A 17,065-nucleotide genomic window follows, 5' to 3' on the forward strand; every position below is an offset into this window, starting at 1 on the left:
GACGGCACAGCGGGACGTATGTACCGGCGACAGATCCTCCTGGGGGCCGGCGCTACCGCCGCGACGCTGGCGGTAGCCGGTTGCAACGGGCAGGACGGCCCGACCGATCCCGCGGAGACGGACGACGAGGACGAAGAAGACGACTCGGAAGGCACGGCCACCGAGACCGAGAGCGATACGGTCACTGAGGAAGGGCCCGCCGAGGACGAGTCGCGCGAGACCGACGACCCGCAGGTCACCGACCGGCTGAACGTGATCTCGACGGTCGGACTCGTCGCCGAGGAACGGATCACCGCGGTCGAGTTGATCGTCGCGCTCGCGCCGGGTGCCGACCCCGTCGACCTCCGCGACGTGGTGATCCAGTGGGTCGACGACAACGGCACCTACGTCGTCGCCGCGGCGTCAAGCGAGTCGACGGCTACCGGCGTCGACGGAACCTTCCGAACCACGCCGATCAAGGACACCGACGACTCCGCGCCGGTGCTGAACGAACCGGAGGACCGGCTGAAACTGTCCATGGACCTCGGCACGGACGACGAGGTGTCGGGTGCGGACGGGTTCGGCGAACCGCTGGAACCCGAGGCGGACGCGACACTCCAGGTCACGACCGGAAGCGGGGCATCCTCGACAGTGCGCCTGACCGTCCCGTCCACGCTGGCGGACGCGCGGGCGGTCAACCTGTAGCCAGTTTCAAGGCACAGTCGCCCGTCCGACCGAACATGAGCGACGTTGCGGGTATCTACGCGCGCGAATCGGCGTACCTCGACCGCTACGTGCAGGTCGGGATCGCACAGGGTCGAGTCATCTCCGTCTCCTTTCCCGAGTCGCCCGACGAGGGTGCCGAGGACGACCACGACCTCCTGGATCGGATCGGCGCCTACTTCGACGGCGTCGAGGAGAGCTTCGAGGACGTACAGGTCGCGCTGACGGTCCCGACCGACCAGCGCAAAGTCCTCGAAGCCGTGCGCGAGATTCCCTACGGGCAGGACTCCTCGGTCGCGCAACTCGCGCGGATGACCCCCGGACTGGACGACGAGAGCGACGACGACATCCGGGCAGTGCGGGAAGCACTCACCGAGAACCCCGCCCCTCTGCTCATCCCCGACCACCGCGTCCGCGACGGCCCCGGCGCGACCCCGCCGGCCGTCGTCGACAAACTCCGCTCCGTCGAAGGGATCTGAACCCGGACCACCGACGGCCCGCATAAATTTCGAGTTGTTCTACCGTGAACTTATTTATACCTGTTTTACAGACAACAGGTCATGGAGAAGACCGACGTATCGCGGCGAGCGGTTCTGCGCGGTGTCGCGGCGGGCGGGGGAGCGGTGGCGGTCTCGGGGCGGGCGTCGGCCTCGGGGTCGTCGCTGACCTTCGAGACACACACCGAGATCACGTTCCGGGCCGTCGTGGATGCGGTACTCCCGGAGACGCCGGAACTGGCCGAGCCGCTGGGTGACGAACACGTCCCCGGCGGGCTGGCGGTCGGCCTCGACGAGTTCCTGATCACCTACGCGAACGACCTGTTCACGTTCGGGTTGCCCTACATCGGTGCGGTCGGGAACATCCCCATCGCGGGGCCAGTGGCGGCGGTGCTGGACCTGGCCGCCAAAGAGTTGCTCGACCGCGGCGACAACGAGGACGACCCCAGCGTCGACCGGCCGCTGGCACTGCTGGAACCCGACGACGCCTCGCCGTGGGTCGTCCGGTTCGCCGCCGGGACCTTCGCGAAGCTCTCTCGGCAGGACCGGTTGCGCGCCATCGGCCTGCTCGACGGGTACGAACTGGAGCTGTCACCCGTCTCGGGGTTCCTGTTCGAGGCCGACGCCGGCCTCGTGGGGCAACTGGTGGTCGGGTTCGCCGAGGTCATCTACTACAGCGAGTGGCAGGGCTACGACGAGTTCACCCAGCCGCCGAGCCAGCGCGAGCACCCGAACGACCCGGCCGCGGTCCAGAGCTGGCGACAGACCGGCTATCCGGGATTCGCCGACGGCTACGCCGCACTCAGAGGCTACGCCGACAAGCCGGACAGTCCACTGGGTGGCGGCGAGATCTGGAAGGACCTCGACGGCGACGTGCGCATCGCCCGCGACGCCGGGGCATTCCGGGAGAACGACTACGACACGAGTGACTACGAGGAGCCGTTCCCGGAGGGTGCATAGATGGTGGCGAACGAGTACGACGCCGTGATCGTCGGTGCCGGCGGCGACGGCCCAGTCGCGGCCTGGAAACTCGCCGAGGCCGGCCTCTCCGTGCTGGTGCTGGAAGCCGGCCCGTTCCACGGCAACGAGAAATGGCCCGAGCCACACGAAGACCCCGGCGGCGAAGCCTCCTCGTCCGTCGAGGACCTCAGCGGCGAGTTGCTCGACGAGCAGTTCACCACCCGCGAGTTCGAGATGGTGAACAAGCTCATCTTCGGCCCCGCCGACCACGAGCGGGGCTTCTACTTCCGGAAGTTCCCCGGCGACGGCGCGATCCTCCAGTGTTCGGGCGTCGGCGGGACCACCCTGCACTACACCGGCAACCACCCGCGGGCCTACCCCGCGTCCATCGACGAGCAGGGCCACTGGCCCATCGACTACGCCGATCTCGTGCCCTACTACCAGGAGATCGAGGAGATGTGCGAGGTCGCGCCCGCGCCCGTGACCGCCAAGGAGGAGCTGTTCTTCCGGGGTGCCGAAGCCGCCGGCTGGGACCTGCTGGACGTGAAAAACGTCACCGACCCCGGCTACCGGCCCCAGCCCAACGCCATCAAACAGCCAGACGAGAAACTCCACGTCGACGGGGACTACGACGGCGACTTCACGTATCCCGAGGTCGAGGGCGACACCCTCGCGCTCGGAAACATCGCCGGCAACCCCCACCCGCGCGGCGCGCCGTTCGAGGAGAAGGCCAAACGGGCCAGCAACGTCAGCTTCGTCCCGCCGGCCCTGCGGACCGGGAACGTGACCATCCGGCCCAACGCCTTCGTCACGGACATCGAGACCGACACCTGGCTCGGTGACGACCCCTCGGCGACCGGCGTCGAGTTCCGCGACACCTGGTCCGGCGAGACCGAGTCGGTCGACGCCGAGGTGGTCGTTCTCGCCGCAGGAGCCATCGAGACCCCGCGGCTCTGGAAGAACGCCGATCTCCCGGAGAACGACTGGGTGGGCAGTGGCATGACCATCCACTTCGGCGATAACGTGATGGGACTGTTCGAGGAGGACGATCTGGAGGGGCGACTCGGCAAGGCGACCGTCGACCAGCACCAGGGGCAGGACATCGCCGCCCGCTTCGACTACCCCGGGATCGGGATGCTCCAGACCGTCGGCACCACGCCCGGTCTCGGCGCGATCCTGGGCTTCGGCGCGAGCGCCTCCGGGTTCACCTTCCAGAACGACACCGCCGACGCCCCCTGGGACACGATGGGACGACTCGCCGGCGGCCGGCTGAAGGAACTCCTCAGCGGCTACCGCCGGATGCTCCAGTTGCTCGTCGTGACCGACGACCGGCCCCACGAGCGCAACGGCGTCACCGTCGTCCCCGGGGTGTCCGACGAGAACGGGTCGATCCCGCTGGTCAACTACGAACCCAGCGAGGGCGATCAAAAACGTCGTGACCGCCTCGCCGAGATCGGCGCGGAGATCCTGCGCGAGGCCGGGGCCTCCCACGTCCACCGCTCCGATTCGCCGCCGACCGCCCTCCACGTTCAGAGTACGATGCGGATGGGGAAGGTCGTCGACCGGGCGTGTGAGGCCTACGACGTGGATCGGCTGTTCGTCGCCGACCACAGCGCGCTGGCGAACTCGGTGGGCGGCGTCAACCCGACGAACACGGGGCAGGCGCTCGCGGCCCGGACCGCCGAGAAGATCGTCGAGCGGTACTTCTGACTGCCGGCAGGGGACCGCTCGATGCCCAACCGTCCGCTCCGAACGGACCGGGGCATCCACGATCCAATCCGGTTGGTTTTACACGTGCCGGGGCGTGAGCCGAGACATGGCACTGCCACTCCACGTCGGACTGGAACACCCGAACCTCACCTGGATCGTCCTCGCCGGACTCGCCGCGTTCGCGGCCGGCCTCGGCGTGAACCTCTACCGCTCGCTCGGCGACGAGCCGGCGGTCGAGACCGCCGACAGCGACGACCAGCCCGAGTAGACTCAGCCACCGACTCCCTTCTCGGCCCACTCGATCCCCAGCAGTTCGTGGACCACGAACTCCAGCGCGTTCACCAGATAGTGGGCGACGAACACCACGAGAAAGCTCCCGGTGAGGATGAACGCGGCCGCGAGGACGAACCCGAGCGACCCGGTGACGACGATCCCGGCCCGTCCCTGCGCGCCGTGACCCAGCGCGAACGCCAGCGACGAGACGACCGCCAGCGCCCACACCGAGGTCCCGAACCCGGCGGTGGTCGCGCCGATCACCGCCGCCCGGAAGATGAACTCCTCGACGCCCGCGATGATCGGCAGGACCACCAGCAGGAGGACGAGCCAGCCCGAACCCGTATCGGGCGCGAGCATCGACCGCAGGCGCTCGTCGTGTTCGACGCCCACCGCGTCGGCGCTGACCGCGCCGATCTCGTTCACGGCGTACAGCGAGACGCCCAGCACGACGCCGACCGCGAGCGCCGGGAGGCCGGTCGAGAGCCCCGCGTCGGTGACGCCGAACGCACTCGCTGGAATGCCGAAGTACCACGCACCGGCGAGCAAGAGCCCGCCGAACAGCCCCTGCGTGAGCGCGACGTTGGCCAGCAGCGTTCCGGTCGAGAGGTCGCCAGCGGTGGGGTCCGCACGCGGATCGTGTCCGCCGGGTGCGCCGGTCGCCGCGAGTTCGCCGTCCGCCCGGAGCGGTCGCTCCGCCGTAGAGTCAGCGCCGGCCTCCGGCGGGACGAACCGCGGAATCTCGTCGGTCCGTCTGCGGTCCGGTGGTGACGGCGGTGCGTCGCTCGACCCCGTGGCGTCCGCGTCGTCACCGCGGACGACGTGCTGGGAGAGGCGAGCGAGCGCGAGCAAAAGGGTGCAGACGACGCCCGTCAGGCCGACGAACGCCGCCCACTGCGCCACGGTTACTGCGGGCTGGGACTGCCGCTACCGCGACCGACTTCGCGCTGTTCCAGCGCCTTGCCGGTGATGTTCTTCAGGCGGTCGACGAGGCCGTCCTTCTCGGGTTCGCCCGCGAGGGCGACCTCCAGGACCTCGCTGATGTGGGAGACGGGGATGATCTCGATCATCTCCTCGTACTCCTCCTCGATCATCACGTCCTGCTCGTTGGCCTTGGGGATGATCACCTTGTCGAGGCCGGACTTGGCCGCGGCCTCGATCTTGTGCGTGACACCGCCGACGGGCAACACGTCGCCCCGGACCGACAGCGAGCCGGTCATGGCGATGTTCTGCTCGACGGGCACGTCCTCCAGCGCGGAGATGACGGCCGTGGCGACCGTGATGGAGGCGGAGTCGCCGTCGACGCCGCCCTCACCGGCCTGGACGAACTGGATGTGGACGTCCTTCTCGGTGATGTCCTCGTCGCTGAACTTCTTGATGATCGCCGAGACGTTCTGGACCGCCTCCTGGGCCATCTCCTTGAGTTGACCCGTCGCGATCACTTCGCCGGGGCCCTGCGAGGGCGTGACCTCGGCCATGACGGGGAGGACGATCCCCGAATCTTCGCCCATGACGGCCAGCCCGTTGACGCGGCCGACCACGTCGCCCTGGTTGACGGTGAGCTCGTAGTCCTTGCGGCGCTCGATGTAGTTGTCCGCGAGCTGTTGCTCGATGGAGCGGCTGCGGCGCTTGGCCTGCAGCACGTCCTCGCGCTCGGTGTACTCCTTGTCCTCGGCGCGGGCGATGTCGCCTGCGACCCGCACCAGCCCGCCCAGGTCACGCAGTTTGAGGGTCAGGTGACCCTTCCGACCGGCGCGACGGCGGGCTTCGAGGATGACCTCCTCGACGGCTTCCTCGTCGAAGTGGGGGAGCCGCCCGTCCTTCTCGACCTCCTGGGCGATGAAGCGGGCGTACTTCCGGCGCATCTCGGCGTCGTCCTCGATGGTGTCGTCCATGTACACCTCGTACCCGTAGCCCTTGATCCGGGAGCGGAGGGCGGGGTGCATGTTCTCCATGGCGTCGAGGTTCCCGGCCGCGATCATGATGAAGTCACACGGGACGGGCTCGGTCTGGACCATCGCGCCCGAGGAGCGCTCGGACTGGCCCGTGATCGAGAACTTGCCCTCCTGAATCGCCGTCATCAGCTTCTGCTGACTCCGGATGTCGAGGGTGTTGATCTCGTCGACGAACAGGACGCCCTTGTTGGCCTTGTGGATCGCGCCGGGTTCGACGCGGTCGTGGCTGGGCGTCTCCATGCCGCCGGACTGGAACGGGTCGTGGCGAACGTCGCCCAGCAGGGCACCGGCGTGGGCACCGGTCGCGTCCTCGAAGGGCGCGGTGTTCTGCTCGGCGTTGTTGACGAGCAGGTTCGGGATCATCGCGTCGTTGCCCCGCGAGCCGTAGCGGAACGCGAGGTAGATGACACCGGCCGCCAGGATGCCCAGCAGGGGTTGCTGGACGATCAGCAGCGAGTAGCCGATGACGATGGCGATGATGATCCACATGAGGAAGCTGCGCATCTGGTTGCGCTTGCGGGCTTCCTCCTTGTGGGCGTCGACGATCTGGTCCCCTTTCCCGGCGGGGACGGTCCGGACTTTCGGCTCGTTACCGTCGTCGGGGTTGTGGTAGACGAGGACGTCCTGCAGTTCCTCCTTGGGGAGCAACTGGCTCATCGCCTTGGCGAGCATCGACTTCCCGGTCCCGGGCGAACCGATCATCATGACGTGGCGGCGCTGCTTCGCGGCTTTCTTCACCACGTCACGGGCGTGGTCCTGCCCGATGACCTGATCGACCAGTCGGTCCGGGACTTCGATGTCGTGGGTCGAGTCGATTTCGAGGCCGCCCAGGATGTCGTCCTCGGCGTTTTCCTCGTCGACCGGGGCGTCGATCTCGACTTCACTGCCCAGGTCGTCGATGGTGCCCTCGTTGCCGTCGGGAACACCCGACTCGTCGTCGTCCCCATCGCGGACGCTCTCGATGCCGTCGACGTCGTCGATGTCGTCGACCGCGTCCTCGAACGCTGCCGGGGACTCCTCGGCGGAGTCGGGCCCCCCGTCTTCGGGGTCGTCGTCGGTGTCCGTATCGTTGCTCATAGAACCGTTGCTGTTAGCGAAAGGGAAGGGCTGTCGACTGATATACTTTCTCCCCTATTCCGACCAGTGAGAACGGGAAAACCGCAAGACAGCGGCGTCGTGTCCGCGGCGTCGGGTGGCCGCCGTCGACTCGCGGATTTTATGAAACTGCCCGCGTACGTACTCGTATGACACGGGGGTTCTACATCGGCCGGTTCCAGCCGTTCCACGACGGCCACCGGGAGATGACCGACCGCATCGCCGAGGAGGTCGACGAGGTAGTGGTGGGCATCGGCAGCGCCGACGCCAGCCACACCGTCCGGAATCCGTTCACCGCGGGCGAGCGCATCATGATGCTCTCGCGCGTCCTCGACGAGTTCGACACCCAGACGTACGTCGTCCCCATCGAGGACATCGACCGCAACTCCGTCTGGGTGGGCCACATCCAGAGCATGGCACCGGACTTCGACGTGGCCTACTCGAACAACCCGCTCGTGATCCGGTTGTTCGAGGAAGCCGGTATCGAGGTCCGCCAGTCCGAGATGTACAACCGCGGGGACCTGAAGGGCTCGCGCATCCGGTCGCGGATGATCGAAGGGAAAGAGTGGTCGCATCTGGTCCCCGACGCCGTCGTCGACGTGATCGACGAGGTCGACGGGCTGGAGCGGCTCCGCCGGATCGCGGGCGACGACGGCGACGACGCGACCGAGAACGATCACTGACCAGCGCCCCGACCCACCGACCGACATGATCACACTCGCATCCGACTTCGGCTCGCCGTATCCGGCCGCGATGAAAGGCGTCATCCTGCAGGCGTCCGAGGCCCGCCTCGTCGACGTGGCCCACGACTTCCCCCGCCAGGACGTGCGGACTGCGGCCTTCTGGTTGCGGGAAGTGCTCCCCTGGTTCCCCCCGGCCGTCCACCTGGTCGTCGTCGACCCTGGCGTCGGCACCGACCGGGCCGCGGTCGTGGTTCGCGCCGGTGACCACGCGCTCGTCGGCCCGGACAACGGTGTCCTCCTGCCGGCCGCTCGCCGACTCGCGGACGACGAGGGGATCGAGGTCTTCGAGATCGACCTGGGCGACCCCGCGAGTTCGACGTTCCACGGGCGAGACGTGTTCGCGCCCGCGGCCGCGCTGGTCCACGAGGCAGGCGTCGGGGCGTTCGAGGGTCGTGACGCGTTCGTGCCGGTCGAGGACTGGGTCGATCTGACCTTCCCGGAACCGGCGGTCGAAGACGGCCGCGCCGAGGGCGAGGTGCTGGTCGTCGACGGGTTCGGCAACGCGATCACGAACGTTCCCGGCGCGGTCCTCGACGGCCGCTACGGCGGGCGAGTCACGGTGAACGGCGAGCGCGCGCCGGTCGAACCGACCTACGCCGCCGTCGAGGCGGGCCAGCGGCTGGTGACCGTCGGGAGCCACGAGAACGTCGAGTTAGCGGTCAACCGCGGCCGGGGCGAGTCGGCCTTCGACGTGGCAGTCGGCGATGCGGTGTCGCTCGATCTCGACTAGTCCCGAATCCGGTCGAGCAGGTCCGAGAGGGCCTGTCTGGCCACCCGTTCTTTGACTTCCGTTCGGGAGCCGTCGAACTGGTACCGTTCGACGGTGGTCGTCGACGCACCGCTCCCCCACGGCGCGGCGTCGGCGACGCCGACGAAGACGGTGCCGACCGGGTGGTCGGCGCGGTCGCGTTCGGGTCCGGCCACGCCGGTCGTCGAGACACCCCACGTCGCGTCGGCGGTGTCGCGCGCTCCCCGAGCCATCTCACGGCCCACGCGTGCAGAGACCGCACTCGCCTCGTCGAGGGCTTCACGGGAGACTCCCAGCACCTGCTGTTTGGCCTCGTAGCTGTAGGTCACGTACGAACGGTCGAAATACTCGCTGGCCCCGGGAACGTCCGTCACGAGCGAGGCGACCAGCCCGCCCGAACAGGACTCGGCGGCCGCCAGTGTCTCGCCACGCTCCGCCAGCGCCTCGCCGACCCGCGTCTCGATCAGTGGCTCCTCCGAGAACTCGTGCATGGATCTGCCCACGACGCCGATGGTGTTGAATCCCCCGAATGGCCCGAACATGTTCTCTGCCGAAATTATTCGGCCTTTTTCGGCTCGCCTAAAATTCGACGGAGTTAAGTATGGATTAGGCTAGCCTAAAATGATGCGACCGAACAGGAGACAGTTGCTCCGGACGGCCACTGCGGTGGCCGCCGGACTGGGGCTCGCAGGGTGTAGCGGCAGTAACGAGGACGGGACGCCGACGGATACGGCGACGGACGCGCCCACGGACACGCCGGCGTCGACCGAGGACGGCGAGGCGGAGACCTCGGCGAGCGTCGGTGCCGAGGCGGCCGTCGCCGCCGAGTGGACGGCGATGCGAACGCGACTCGACGACGCGTTCGCCCTCGGCGTCGCGGGCCACGCCGACGCGGGCGCGAGCGTCGGACAGAGCGTCTTCGCTCGCTTCGAGGGTGCCAACGGCGAGTACGGCGCACACGAGTACCTCGAAGCCACCAACGAGGCCAACTACAGCGGCTTCGAGGAGGACGGACTGGTCGTCATGAACGAGGGGCTGACGGCGGGAGACGTCGAAGCCGCCCGCGACGGCTGGCAGACTGCCAACACCAACCTGCGCGAGGCGACGATCACCCGCATCGGTGAGACGGGCGCGAACGCGCTGGAGGTGCTCCGGTTCGGCGCGGCCGTCAACAACGTCGAACTGCTCGCCGCCGCCGGCGACACCGAGGGCGCGGCCGCGGTCGGTCAGGAGGTGCTCGGCTGGTGGGAGACCTCGCCCGCCCACGACGCCGTCGAGAGCGCCGACAGCGAGGCCTACGAGCGCCTCGAAGGCGCGATGGAGGCCGCCGTCTCGGCCGCACAGTCCGGAAACGTGGAATCCCTCCGGAGCGCGACGACCACCGCACTGAGCGCGTCGGCCACCGGGGCCTACGCCGTCGCGGCCAGCGAGCAAGTCGCCGGGGCTGGGCAACTCGCCGCGTACCAGGCACAGGGCTGGGACGCCGCGACGCTCGCCTCGATGGGTGGTGCCGGCGAGGCGCAGGCCCACGCCGCCGTCCTCACGACGTACCGCGCTCGCGTCCACGACGCGCACTGGGTCGCCGCCCGCGGCGAGACCGACACCGCCCAGACGATGGCCCAGGACGTGTTCGCCCACTTCGAGGGCGCGAAGGCCCACGACGCGCTCGAGGAGGCCGACGGCGAGGCCTACGAGGGCTTCGAGAGCGGCCTGGACTCGCTGATCTCGGCCATCGGTAACGGGAACTCCTCTGGCATCGACGACGCGCTCGCGACGGTCGACGACAACCTCGTCGCCGGCATCGAGGCGCTGGTCGGCGGCACCGGGGCCGCGGTTCTGGAAGCCGAGTTCTTCCGGACACGCGTCCAGGACGCCCGGGAGATCTACCGGCTCGGCGGCAACAACACCGCCGCCGGGATCGCCCAGTCGCTGTTCCAGACGTTCGAGCAGAACGAACTGGGCTTCCACGAGGCCTTCGAGGAGGCCGACGCCGAGGCCTACGAGTCCTTCGAGTCACACCTGGGCTCCCTGCAGACGGCCTTCGAGAACACGAACGACAGCGGCGTGGAGACCCACGCCACGGCCGTACTGGAGGAACTGCTCGGCTTCGAGACGACCGCCGGCTCGACCGGTCAGGTCGGTGCCGGCGAGGCCGCGTACATGGCCGCCCGGATCTTCGACGCCGCGGGCGTCGCCGCGCTCGGCAAGGCCGGGCGCGCAAACAGCGTCGTCCAGGAGACCTTCGCCGCCTTCGAGGCTGGCGCTGGCGGCTTCCACGAGGCCATCGAGGAGGCCGACGCCGAGCTGTACGAGAGCTTCGAGAGCGACCTCTCGGCGGTCGGCTCCGCGGCCGGCAACGGCGGCGACGTGTACGGCACCGCGAAGACTTTCTACGGGAAGGCCGTCGACGCCGCCTACGCAGTCGTCGGGTCGGGCGGCACCACCGTCGAGGCCAGCGCCATCACACCGGTGATGCAGGACACCTTCGCCGCCTTCGAGGGGGCGGAGGTCCACGAGATGCTCGAAGACGCCGACTCGGGCGCGTACGAGGGCTACGAGGCCGCGCTGGACGACTACATCAGCGCGCTCGAATCGGGATCCGGCGTCGAGAGCGCCGCGACGGCCTACGCCGACGCCTCGATCCGCGCGCAGTTCGCCGTCGTCGGGGCCGTCGACGAGGCCCCCGTCGGCGAGGGCAGCGGCGGCGAGTCCGGCGGCGGGAGCGAGGAGACGAGCCTCCAGGGCGGCCCCAACGTCCAGGACGGCGTGCCCGAAGACGCCGACCACGTCGTGGACATGCAGGCCGTCGCCTTCGAGCCGGCCGAACTCACGGTGAACGTCGGCGACACGGTCGCCTGGGCACACCGCGCCGGTGAGGCGCACAACGTCGTCGCGTACGAGGACAAGATCCCCGAGGGCGCGGAGTACTGGGCCTCCGGTGGCTTCGAGTCCCAGTCCGCCGCCGAGACCGGTTGGGAGAACGGGAAGGGTGCCGTTCAGTCCGGCCAGTCGTACACCCACACGTTCGAGACGACCGGCACCCACGAGTACTACTGTGTCCCCCACGAGATGGCGGGGATGAAAGGCAAGGTCGTGGTCGAAGAGTAACCACTGGCAGTCTGTCCCGGACGATTCGACCCTCTTTTTTCGATCGGGTCACCGAACGCCGACCGGTCGTCTCGCGCTCGCCACGAGTGGATCACGGACCGGGCTCTCGGTCGAGAGATTCGAAGAATGGACGGGGTTGCGTGTCGGCGAGCCGTCGGTTCTCCGATTCGCCGAATCCGATCACGTCGCCGCTTCGCGCGCCGGACCGCAGGATCGCGCGACTGCCTCGCAGTCGCGCTCAACCGATCATTCAGCAGCGATAACGTCGTCGATGCGGACGATCATGGTCGCGGCCTCGGTCGCGGACTCGACGGCTTCCTCCTTGACCGCGGCGGGGTCGAGGACGCCGTACTCGACGGGGTCACCGATGATGCCCGTCTGGCCCTCGGAGATGATGCCGGCGCGACCCTCGCTGTCGAACTCCGAGCGAAGGTCGACCAGCGCGTCGATGGGGTCCATGCCGGTGTTGGCCGCCAGCGTGCGCGGGAGCACGTCGACGGCGTCGGCGAAGGCCTCGACGGCCAGCTGTTTGCGGCCCTCGATGCTCGCGGCCTCGTCGCGGATGTGGGCCGCGATGGCGATCTCGGCGGCACCGGCACCGGGGACGACGCCGCCCTCGTCGAGCGCGGCGGTCACCACGTCGAGCGCGTCGTTGAGCGCGCGTTCGAGTTCGTCGGTGACGTGTTCGGTGCCACCGCGGGCGAAGACGGTGACGGCGTCGGCGGCCGCGCCGCCCTCGATGAAGGCCACGTCGTCGTCGTCGAACTTCTCGACGCGGACCGCCTCGGCCTCGCCGAGGTCGTCGGCTTCGAGGTCGTCGACGGAGCCGGCACGCGAGCCGCCCGTCGCGGAGGCGATGGACTTGGCGTCGTCGTCGCCGACGCTCTCGAAGGCGAGGATGCCACGCTTGGCGAGGAAGGCCTTCGCGCGGTCGGCGATGTCGCCGGTGGCGAACACGACCTTCGCGCCCACGTCCTCGATCTTGTCGACGTAGCCTTTGAGTTCCTTCTCCTCGGCCTCGATGGCCTGGTCGAGCTGGTCGACCTCGGTGATGTTGTACTCGGCGTCGATGCTCGACTCCTTGAGGTCGATGTCGTTGTCGAGGACGGCGATGGCGGCGTCGTCGACCGAGCGGGGCATGTTCTCGTGGCCCGGCTCCTCGTCGACGATGACACCCTCGACGAGTTCGGTCGCCGAGGAGGAGGCACCGGTCTGGGTCCGGACGGTGATGTTGTCGCGGACGACGCCGGCGTCGGTGTCGACGTGCTGGACGGCCTCGACGACCGTCTCGGCCAGGCCGGCGGCGTTCACGTCGCCGGTCCCCTTGCCGGTCATCGAGGACTCGGCGACCGAGAGCAGGGTCTCCTCGTCCACGTCGGCGTCGAGCGTCTCGGCGTCGATGGACGCCTGGGCCAGCTGCGCGGCCTCGTGGTACCCCTCGACGATGGTCGTCGGGTGGACGTCGTCGTCGAGCAGGTCCTCGGCCTGCTTCAGGAGTTCGCCCGCGAGGACGGAGGCGGTCGTCGTCCCGTCACCGACCTCGTCCTCCTGTGTCTGGGCGACTTCGACGATCATCTGTGCGGCGGGGTGCTCGATCTCCATCTCGTTCAGGATGGTCGCCCCGTCGTTGGTGATGACCACGTCGCCGGAATCGGAGACGAGCATCTTGTCCATCCCGCGAGGGCCCAGGGTCGTCCGTACCGCCTCGGAGATCGCCTTCCCCGCGGCGATGTTGGATGTCTGTGCGTCTTTCCCCTCCGTCCGCTGGGAATCCTCGTTGAGAATGAACATGGGCTGGCCGCCCATCCGTCGCTGTTGGCTCATAGTCACTAATGAGGTGGTCAGCGGTTCTATATAAAAGTTACTATCGGAGGAAAAGGAGAGACGGCGACCGAATTGCGGAGGCTGCGACAGCGGGGTGGACAGTCCGGTTCGGCGACGGGTGCCGATCGTCGGGCGGGCAACCGTTATTACAGGGCCGTTCGTTACCACGGTGGATGCTGGAGCTGGAACACGAGTTCCGCGTCGTCGACGTTCACGTCCGTCTGGAACCCGAGGAGTCGCGACGAGCCGACGCCCGCACGGGTGATCCCGAGACCATCGAGCGGGAGATGCACCAGGCCGGGGTCGTCCGGTCGGTCGTGTTCCCGGGTCCCCGGGACGGCAGCTACCTCAAGGTCAACAACGCGGTCGCCCGGATGAGCGTCGGGCGTTCGTTCGTCGCGTTCGCTCGGATCAACGGAGCCCGCGACGCCGGATCGAGTCCGGGCGCGCGCCTGCGCAACCTCGCCAGTTCGCGCGAGGAGCACCACACCTCGCCCGAGGACGTGGAACAGTACGCCTACGACGACCGTTTTGCCGGGTTCAAGCTCCACCCCGCGGCCGACGGGCTCCCCGACGAGGAAGTCCTGGAGCAACTCGCAGACGTGGGTCTCCCGGTGCTGGTCCACGGCGGCCGAGCGTTCCCGCCCCGGGCCATCGCCGATCACCTGCTGGACTACGAGTTCCCCGTGATCGTCGAACACTTCGGCGGCTACCCGCTCGACCGGGAGTTGATCGCGGACGGTATCACCCTGCTGGACCGCTGGGAATCCTGCTATCTCGACACCAGTTTCGTCCGCTTTCGCACGCCGCTGGAACGGGCGATCATGGAACACCCCGACCGGATCTGTTTCGGCAGCGGCGCGCCGGCCACCCACCCGGACGTGGGCGTCATGGAGATCCTGACGCTGGACGTGCCCGAGGACGCGATGCGGAAGGTGTTCTCGAAGAACCCCTCGCGCGTGATTCCGGAACTGTCCCCGTCGGGCGGGGAGTGACCCGTTTTTCCGTCTCGTAGTGTTTATCACCGACACTCGCAGAGGGAGTGACAGTGGGTGGGAACATCGACTGGCGGAACCGATCCGTGCTAGCCCTGGCTGAGGTCGTCCTCCTCGGCGCCGCCCTCCGGCTGTACGGCCTCGGCGTCGAGAGCATCTGGGTCGACGAGGCGATCACCCTCCGGTTCGTCGCGAACCACGGCCCCCTCGAACTCCTGTGGGTCATCCCGAGCAGGCAACCCCACCTCCCGCCGTACTACGTCTTCCTCGACGTCTGGACCGAACTCGTCGGCACGAGCGCGACAGCCGTCCGCTTCCCCTCCGCGGTCTTCGGTATTCTCTCGTTGCCCCTGCTGTACCTGTTGGGCCGTGAGCTGTTCGACCGACGGACCGGACTGGTGGCGACGCTCGTGTTCGCGGTCGCCCCGTTCCAGCTCTACTACGCGCAGGAGACGCGGATGTACAGCCTGTGGACGCTGTTGACCCTGCTCTCCTTTCTCGCCTTCCTGTGGCTCCGGCGACGGCCGACCCGTCGGCTGGCCCTGAGCTACGTCGGCGCGACCCTGGCGACGGCCGCCGTCCACCCGTTCGGCCTGTTCGTCGTCGTCACCCAGGGGCTCGTCCTCGTGACCGACCGTCTGCTAGCCGGCGACGACATCTCGCTCGACGGCCTGACGACCCTCGAACGCGCCCAGGCCACCTGCTGGGCGCTGCTCGCTCCGGTCCTGGTGGTCGGCCTCCTGAAACTCGACGCGGCCGTCGCCGGCTTCAACTTCATCTCGCCGCCGGGCCCCGGACGGGTCGTCGGGACCGTGGTCGAGTACTTCACGACCGCCGGCGGGCCGGCCGAACTCGTGGTCGGTCTGCTCGTCGCGGTCGGCGTCGCCCTCGCGCTTCGCTCACGGCCGCTCGGACGCGAGCGCCGTCTCCTGATCGTCTGGGCGCTCGTGCCCGTCCTCGGACTGGTCGCGGTATCGTATCTGGTGACGCCGCTGTTCTGGGACCGGTACACCATCACCGCCGCGCCGGCGTGGACCCTGCTCGCGGCCCGTGGGTTCACGAGCCTCGACCGCGACCGGTTGGGCCTCGGCCTCGAACGCCGCCACGTCGGCTACGCGCTGGCCGGCCTGCTGGTCGTCGGTATCCTGCCGGCCACTGTCCACTACCACACGACCGATCAGAAGGAACAGTGGGACGAGGCCGTCCCGGACCTCGAAGCGGCGGCGGGGTCGGACGATCTGGTCCTCGTGATCGACCGGGCGGGACTGTCGGCGTTCGAGTACTACCGGACGCGAGGCGACATCACTGTTCGACCGATCCACGCCGGGTGGTGGTCGAACGGGAGTTACGTCACGCCCAACGCGACGCTCCGGAACGTGACCGCCGGCCACGACCGGGTGTGGCTGGTCCTGACTCACCTCTGGTTCCTGCCGGGCGAGCGCCAGCGGATGCTGGACGTGGCGAGCGACGGGCGGCAGGTGGTCCGCCACCGCGAGTACGAGAGTATCGAGGTCTACCTGCTGGCCAACCGGACTCAGCGCCAGTCGTAGACGGAGACGGCGCGGTCGGTGCGGTCGGCCCGGCCGTTGGGGTTGCGCGCGGGCGTTCGGTCCCGCCAGCGCGCCTGAACGCCGTCTTTGAGGCCGACACCCAGGCCCGCGAGTACGTCACGCCCGTTGCCGAACCACTGTGACGGTTCGATGGAGCCGCCGGCGACGGCCCGGAGTCCGCCGCCAGCGTCGCGGACGGCGTGGCCGACGAGGCGGCGGACGACGGTCGGCCGGAGGCCGTAGTTCTTCGTCAGCCGGTAGGCCAGCGAGCGGTACTTCCAGCGCCAGTCCGTATCGGTCACGCCGCCGTCGGTGCCGTACTCGCCCCGGACAGACATGTCCCCACGCCAGGTCACCTCGTAATCCCGCCCGGCCAGGCGGTGGGCCACGTCGCGCGCGCCGCCGGTCTGGAGGTACTCGTCGAACCCGTCGATGGCGTCCAGCGCCGCTCGGGTGAAGGCGGCGTTGTCGCCGTTGAAGTACGTGACCGTCCGGCCCTTGATCGTCGTGGACTCGACGCTCTCGGTCGTCATGCCCGCCTTGAGTTCCTGGTGGGTCGGGCCGGTGACCACGTCGGCGGTCTCGATGCCGGCTTCCAGGGCCGACTGCCAGTCGGGTTCGACGGCGAGTTCGTGGTTGACGAAGGCGACGACGTCGCCGCTGGCCCGGTCGAGGCCGGCGTTGCGCGCCACGTTGAGCCGGCGGTCGGCGATCTCGACCAGCAGGTCCACGTCGTCGCGGTCACGAACCATCCCCGTCGTCCCGTCGGATGAGGGGCCGTTGACGACGACGACCTCGGCGTCGGACGCGTGCTCGGCGAGGGCGTCCAGACAGCCCGCCAGCCGCTCGCGTCCGTTGAGTGTCGGGACGACCACCGAGAGATCCATACTCCCCGTTCTCCGCCG

The 17,065-nt window shown here is 68.8% G+C and carries 15 protein-coding genes; 10 read left to right on the plus strand and 5 right to left on the minus strand.

From position 1 onward, the window contains the following. Positions 1-18: 18 nt before the first annotated feature. The 5 genes from ACOZ4N_RS10105 to ACOZ4N_RS10125 all read left to right on the plus strand — a co-directional run bounded on the left by ACOZ4N_RS10105 (position 19) and on the right by ACOZ4N_RS10125 (position 4,137). The gene (locus tag ACOZ4N_RS10105) at positions 19-684 is read left to right on the plus strand and encodes a hypothetical protein (protein ID WP_424019803.1); all 666 of its coding nucleotides are present in this window, start codon (positions 19-21) and stop codon (positions 682-684) included. A 35-nt stretch (positions 685-719) separates the two neighbouring features. Continuing rightward, positions 720-1,181 carry an MGMT family protein gene (locus tag ACOZ4N_RS10110; protein WP_424019804.1) on the plus strand — a complete coding sequence of 154 codons (462 nt, stop codon included), beginning with the start codon at positions 720-722 and terminating at the stop codon, positions 1,179-1,181. Between the two features lie 81 nt (positions 1,182-1,262). Next, entirely contained in the window at positions 1,263-2,159 is an 897-nt protein-coding gene (locus ACOZ4N_RS10115) for a hypothetical protein (RefSeq protein WP_424019805.1), read from the plus strand. Next, positions 2,160-3,869, plus strand: coding sequence for a GMC oxidoreductase (locus ACOZ4N_RS10120; protein WP_424019806.1), 1,710 nt, complete (start codon positions 2,160-2,162; stop codon positions 3,867-3,869). A gap of 106 nt (positions 3,870-3,975) precedes the next feature. Next, on the plus strand, positions 3,976-4,137 hold the full coding sequence (locus ACOZ4N_RS10125; RefSeq protein ID WP_424019807.1) for a hypothetical protein: 162 nt from the start codon (positions 3,976-3,978) through the stop codon (positions 4,135-4,137). A 2-nt stretch (positions 4,138-4,139) separates the two neighbouring features. On the opposite strand, the gene ACOZ4N_RS10130 is transcribed toward ACOZ4N_RS10125, so the two are convergent. Together ACOZ4N_RS10130 and lonB are read right to left on the minus strand one after the other, a co-directional pair. Then, on the minus strand, positions 4,140-5,045 hold the full coding sequence (locus ACOZ4N_RS10130) for a lysostaphin resistance A-like protein (RefSeq protein ID WP_424019808.1): 906 nt from the start codon (positions 5,043-5,045) through the stop codon (positions 4,140-4,142). A 2-nt stretch (positions 5,046-5,047) separates the two neighbouring features. After that, positions 5,048-7,174 (minus strand): ATP-dependent protease LonB, encoded by a 2,127-nt coding sequence (gene lonB, locus ACOZ4N_RS10135; RefSeq protein WP_424019809.1) that lies wholly within the window; start codon positions 7,172-7,174, stop codon positions 5,048-5,050. Positions 7,175-7,341: 167 nt separating this feature from the next. Here lonB and ACOZ4N_RS10140 point away from each other — a divergent pair, with 167 nt between their 5' ends. Next, positions 7,342-7,875, plus strand: coding sequence for a nicotinamide-nucleotide adenylyltransferase (locus ACOZ4N_RS10140; RefSeq protein WP_424019810.1), 534 nt, complete (start codon positions 7,342-7,344; stop codon positions 7,873-7,875). Between the two features lie 25 nt (positions 7,876-7,900). Next, positions 7,901-8,665, plus strand: coding sequence for an SAM hydrolase/SAM-dependent halogenase family protein (locus ACOZ4N_RS10145; RefSeq protein WP_424019811.1), 765 nt, complete (start codon positions 7,901-7,903; stop codon positions 8,663-8,665). On the opposite strand, the gene ACOZ4N_RS10150 is transcribed toward ACOZ4N_RS10145, so the two are convergent. Continuing rightward, positions 8,662-9,174 carry a CinA family protein gene (locus ACOZ4N_RS10150; RefSeq protein WP_424019812.1) on the minus strand — a complete coding sequence of 171 codons (513 nt, stop codon included), beginning with the start codon at positions 9,172-9,174 and terminating at the stop codon, positions 8,662-8,664. The genes ACOZ4N_RS10145 and ACOZ4N_RS10150 overlap by 4 nt on opposite strands. A 133-nt stretch (positions 9,175-9,307) precedes the next feature. On the opposite strand from ACOZ4N_RS10150, the gene ACOZ4N_RS10155 reads away from it, so the two are divergent. Next, positions 9,308-11,791 (plus strand): DUF5059 domain-containing protein, encoded by a 2,484-nt coding sequence (locus tag ACOZ4N_RS10155; protein WP_424019813.1) that lies wholly within the window; start codon positions 9,308-9,310, stop codon positions 11,789-11,791. A 246-nt stretch (positions 11,792-12,037) separates the two neighbouring features. Here ACOZ4N_RS10155 and thsA read toward each other — a convergent pair whose 3' ends face one another. Next, on the minus strand, positions 12,038-13,597 hold the full coding sequence (thsA, locus tag ACOZ4N_RS10160; protein WP_424019947.1) for a thermosome subunit alpha: 1,560 nt from the start codon (positions 13,595-13,597) through the stop codon (positions 12,038-12,040). 191 nt (positions 13,598-13,788) lie between these two features. On the opposite strand from thsA, the gene ACOZ4N_RS10165 reads away from it, so the two are divergent. Further along, positions 13,789-14,610: an amidohydrolase family protein gene (locus ACOZ4N_RS10165; RefSeq protein WP_424019814.1), complete on the plus strand. Its 822-nt coding sequence runs from the start codon at positions 13,789-13,791 to the stop codon at positions 14,608-14,610. A gap of 53 nt (positions 14,611-14,663) precedes the next feature. After that, positions 14,664-16,160, plus strand: a complete 1,497-nt coding sequence (locus ACOZ4N_RS10170) for a glycosyltransferase family 39 protein (RefSeq protein ID WP_424019815.1) — start codon at positions 14,664-14,666, stop codon at positions 16,158-16,160. Here the strand turns inward: ACOZ4N_RS10170 and ACOZ4N_RS10175 are convergent. Next, on the minus strand, positions 16,145-17,047 hold the full coding sequence (locus ACOZ4N_RS10175) for a glycosyltransferase family 2 protein (RefSeq protein ID WP_424019816.1): 903 nt from the start codon (positions 17,045-17,047) through the stop codon (positions 16,145-16,147). The two genes, ACOZ4N_RS10170 and ACOZ4N_RS10175, sit on opposite strands and share 16 nt — an antisense overlap. Positions 17,048-17,065 lie beyond the last annotated feature (18 nt).

The organism is Halorientalis pallida (assembly GCF_049605515.1).
GTDB classification, from domain to species: domain Archaea; phylum Halobacteriota; class Halobacteria; order Halobacteriales; family Haloarculaceae; genus Halorientalis; species Halorientalis pallida_A.

Excerpts from the sequence above, each read along its gene's own strand:
- ACOZ4N_RS10105 (WP_424019803.1), top strand. The coding sequence starts at position 19 with ATGTACCGGCGACAGATCCTCCTGGGGGCCGGCGCTACCGCCGCGACG.
- ACOZ4N_RS10110 (WP_424019804.1), top strand. The coding sequence starts at position 720 with ATGAGCGACGTTGCGGGTATCTACGCGCGCGAATCGGCGTACCTCGAC.
- ACOZ4N_RS10115 (WP_424019805.1), top strand. The coding sequence starts at position 1,263 with ATGGAGAAGACCGACGTATCGCGGCGAGCGGTTCTGCGCGGTGTCGCG.
- ACOZ4N_RS10120 (WP_424019806.1), top strand. The coding sequence starts at position 2,160 with ATGGTGGCGAACGAGTACGACGCCGTGATCGTCGGTGCCGGCGGCGAC.
- ACOZ4N_RS10125 (WP_424019807.1), top strand. The coding sequence starts at position 3,976 with ATGGCACTGCCACTCCACGTCGGACTGGAACACCCGAACCTCACCTGG.
- lonB (WP_424019809.1), bottom strand. The coding sequence starts at position 7,174 with ATGAGCAACGATACGGACACCGACGACGACCCCGAAGACGGGGGGCCC.
- ACOZ4N_RS10140 (WP_424019810.1), top strand. The coding sequence starts at position 7,342 with ATGACACGGGGGTTCTACATCGGCCGGTTCCAGCCGTTCCACGACGGC.
- ACOZ4N_RS10145 (WP_424019811.1), top strand. The coding sequence starts at position 7,901 with ATGATCACACTCGCATCCGACTTCGGCTCGCCGTATCCGGCCGCGATG.
- ACOZ4N_RS10150 (WP_424019812.1), bottom strand. The coding sequence starts at position 9,174 with ATGCACGAGTTCTCGGAGGAGCCACTGATCGAGACGCGGGTCGGCGAG.
- ACOZ4N_RS10155 (WP_424019813.1), top strand. The coding sequence starts at position 9,308 with ATGCGACCGAACAGGAGACAGTTGCTCCGGACGGCCACTGCGGTGGCC.
- thsA (WP_424019947.1), bottom strand. The coding sequence starts at position 13,597 with ATGGGCGGCCAGCCCATGTTCATTCTCAACGAGGATTCCCAGCGGACG.
- ACOZ4N_RS10165 (WP_424019814.1), top strand. The coding sequence starts at position 13,789 with ATGCTGGAGCTGGAACACGAGTTCCGCGTCGTCGACGTTCACGTCCGT.
- ACOZ4N_RS10175 (WP_424019816.1), bottom strand. The coding sequence starts at position 17,047 with ATGGATCTCTCGGTGGTCGTCCCGACACTCAACGGACGCGAGCGGCTG.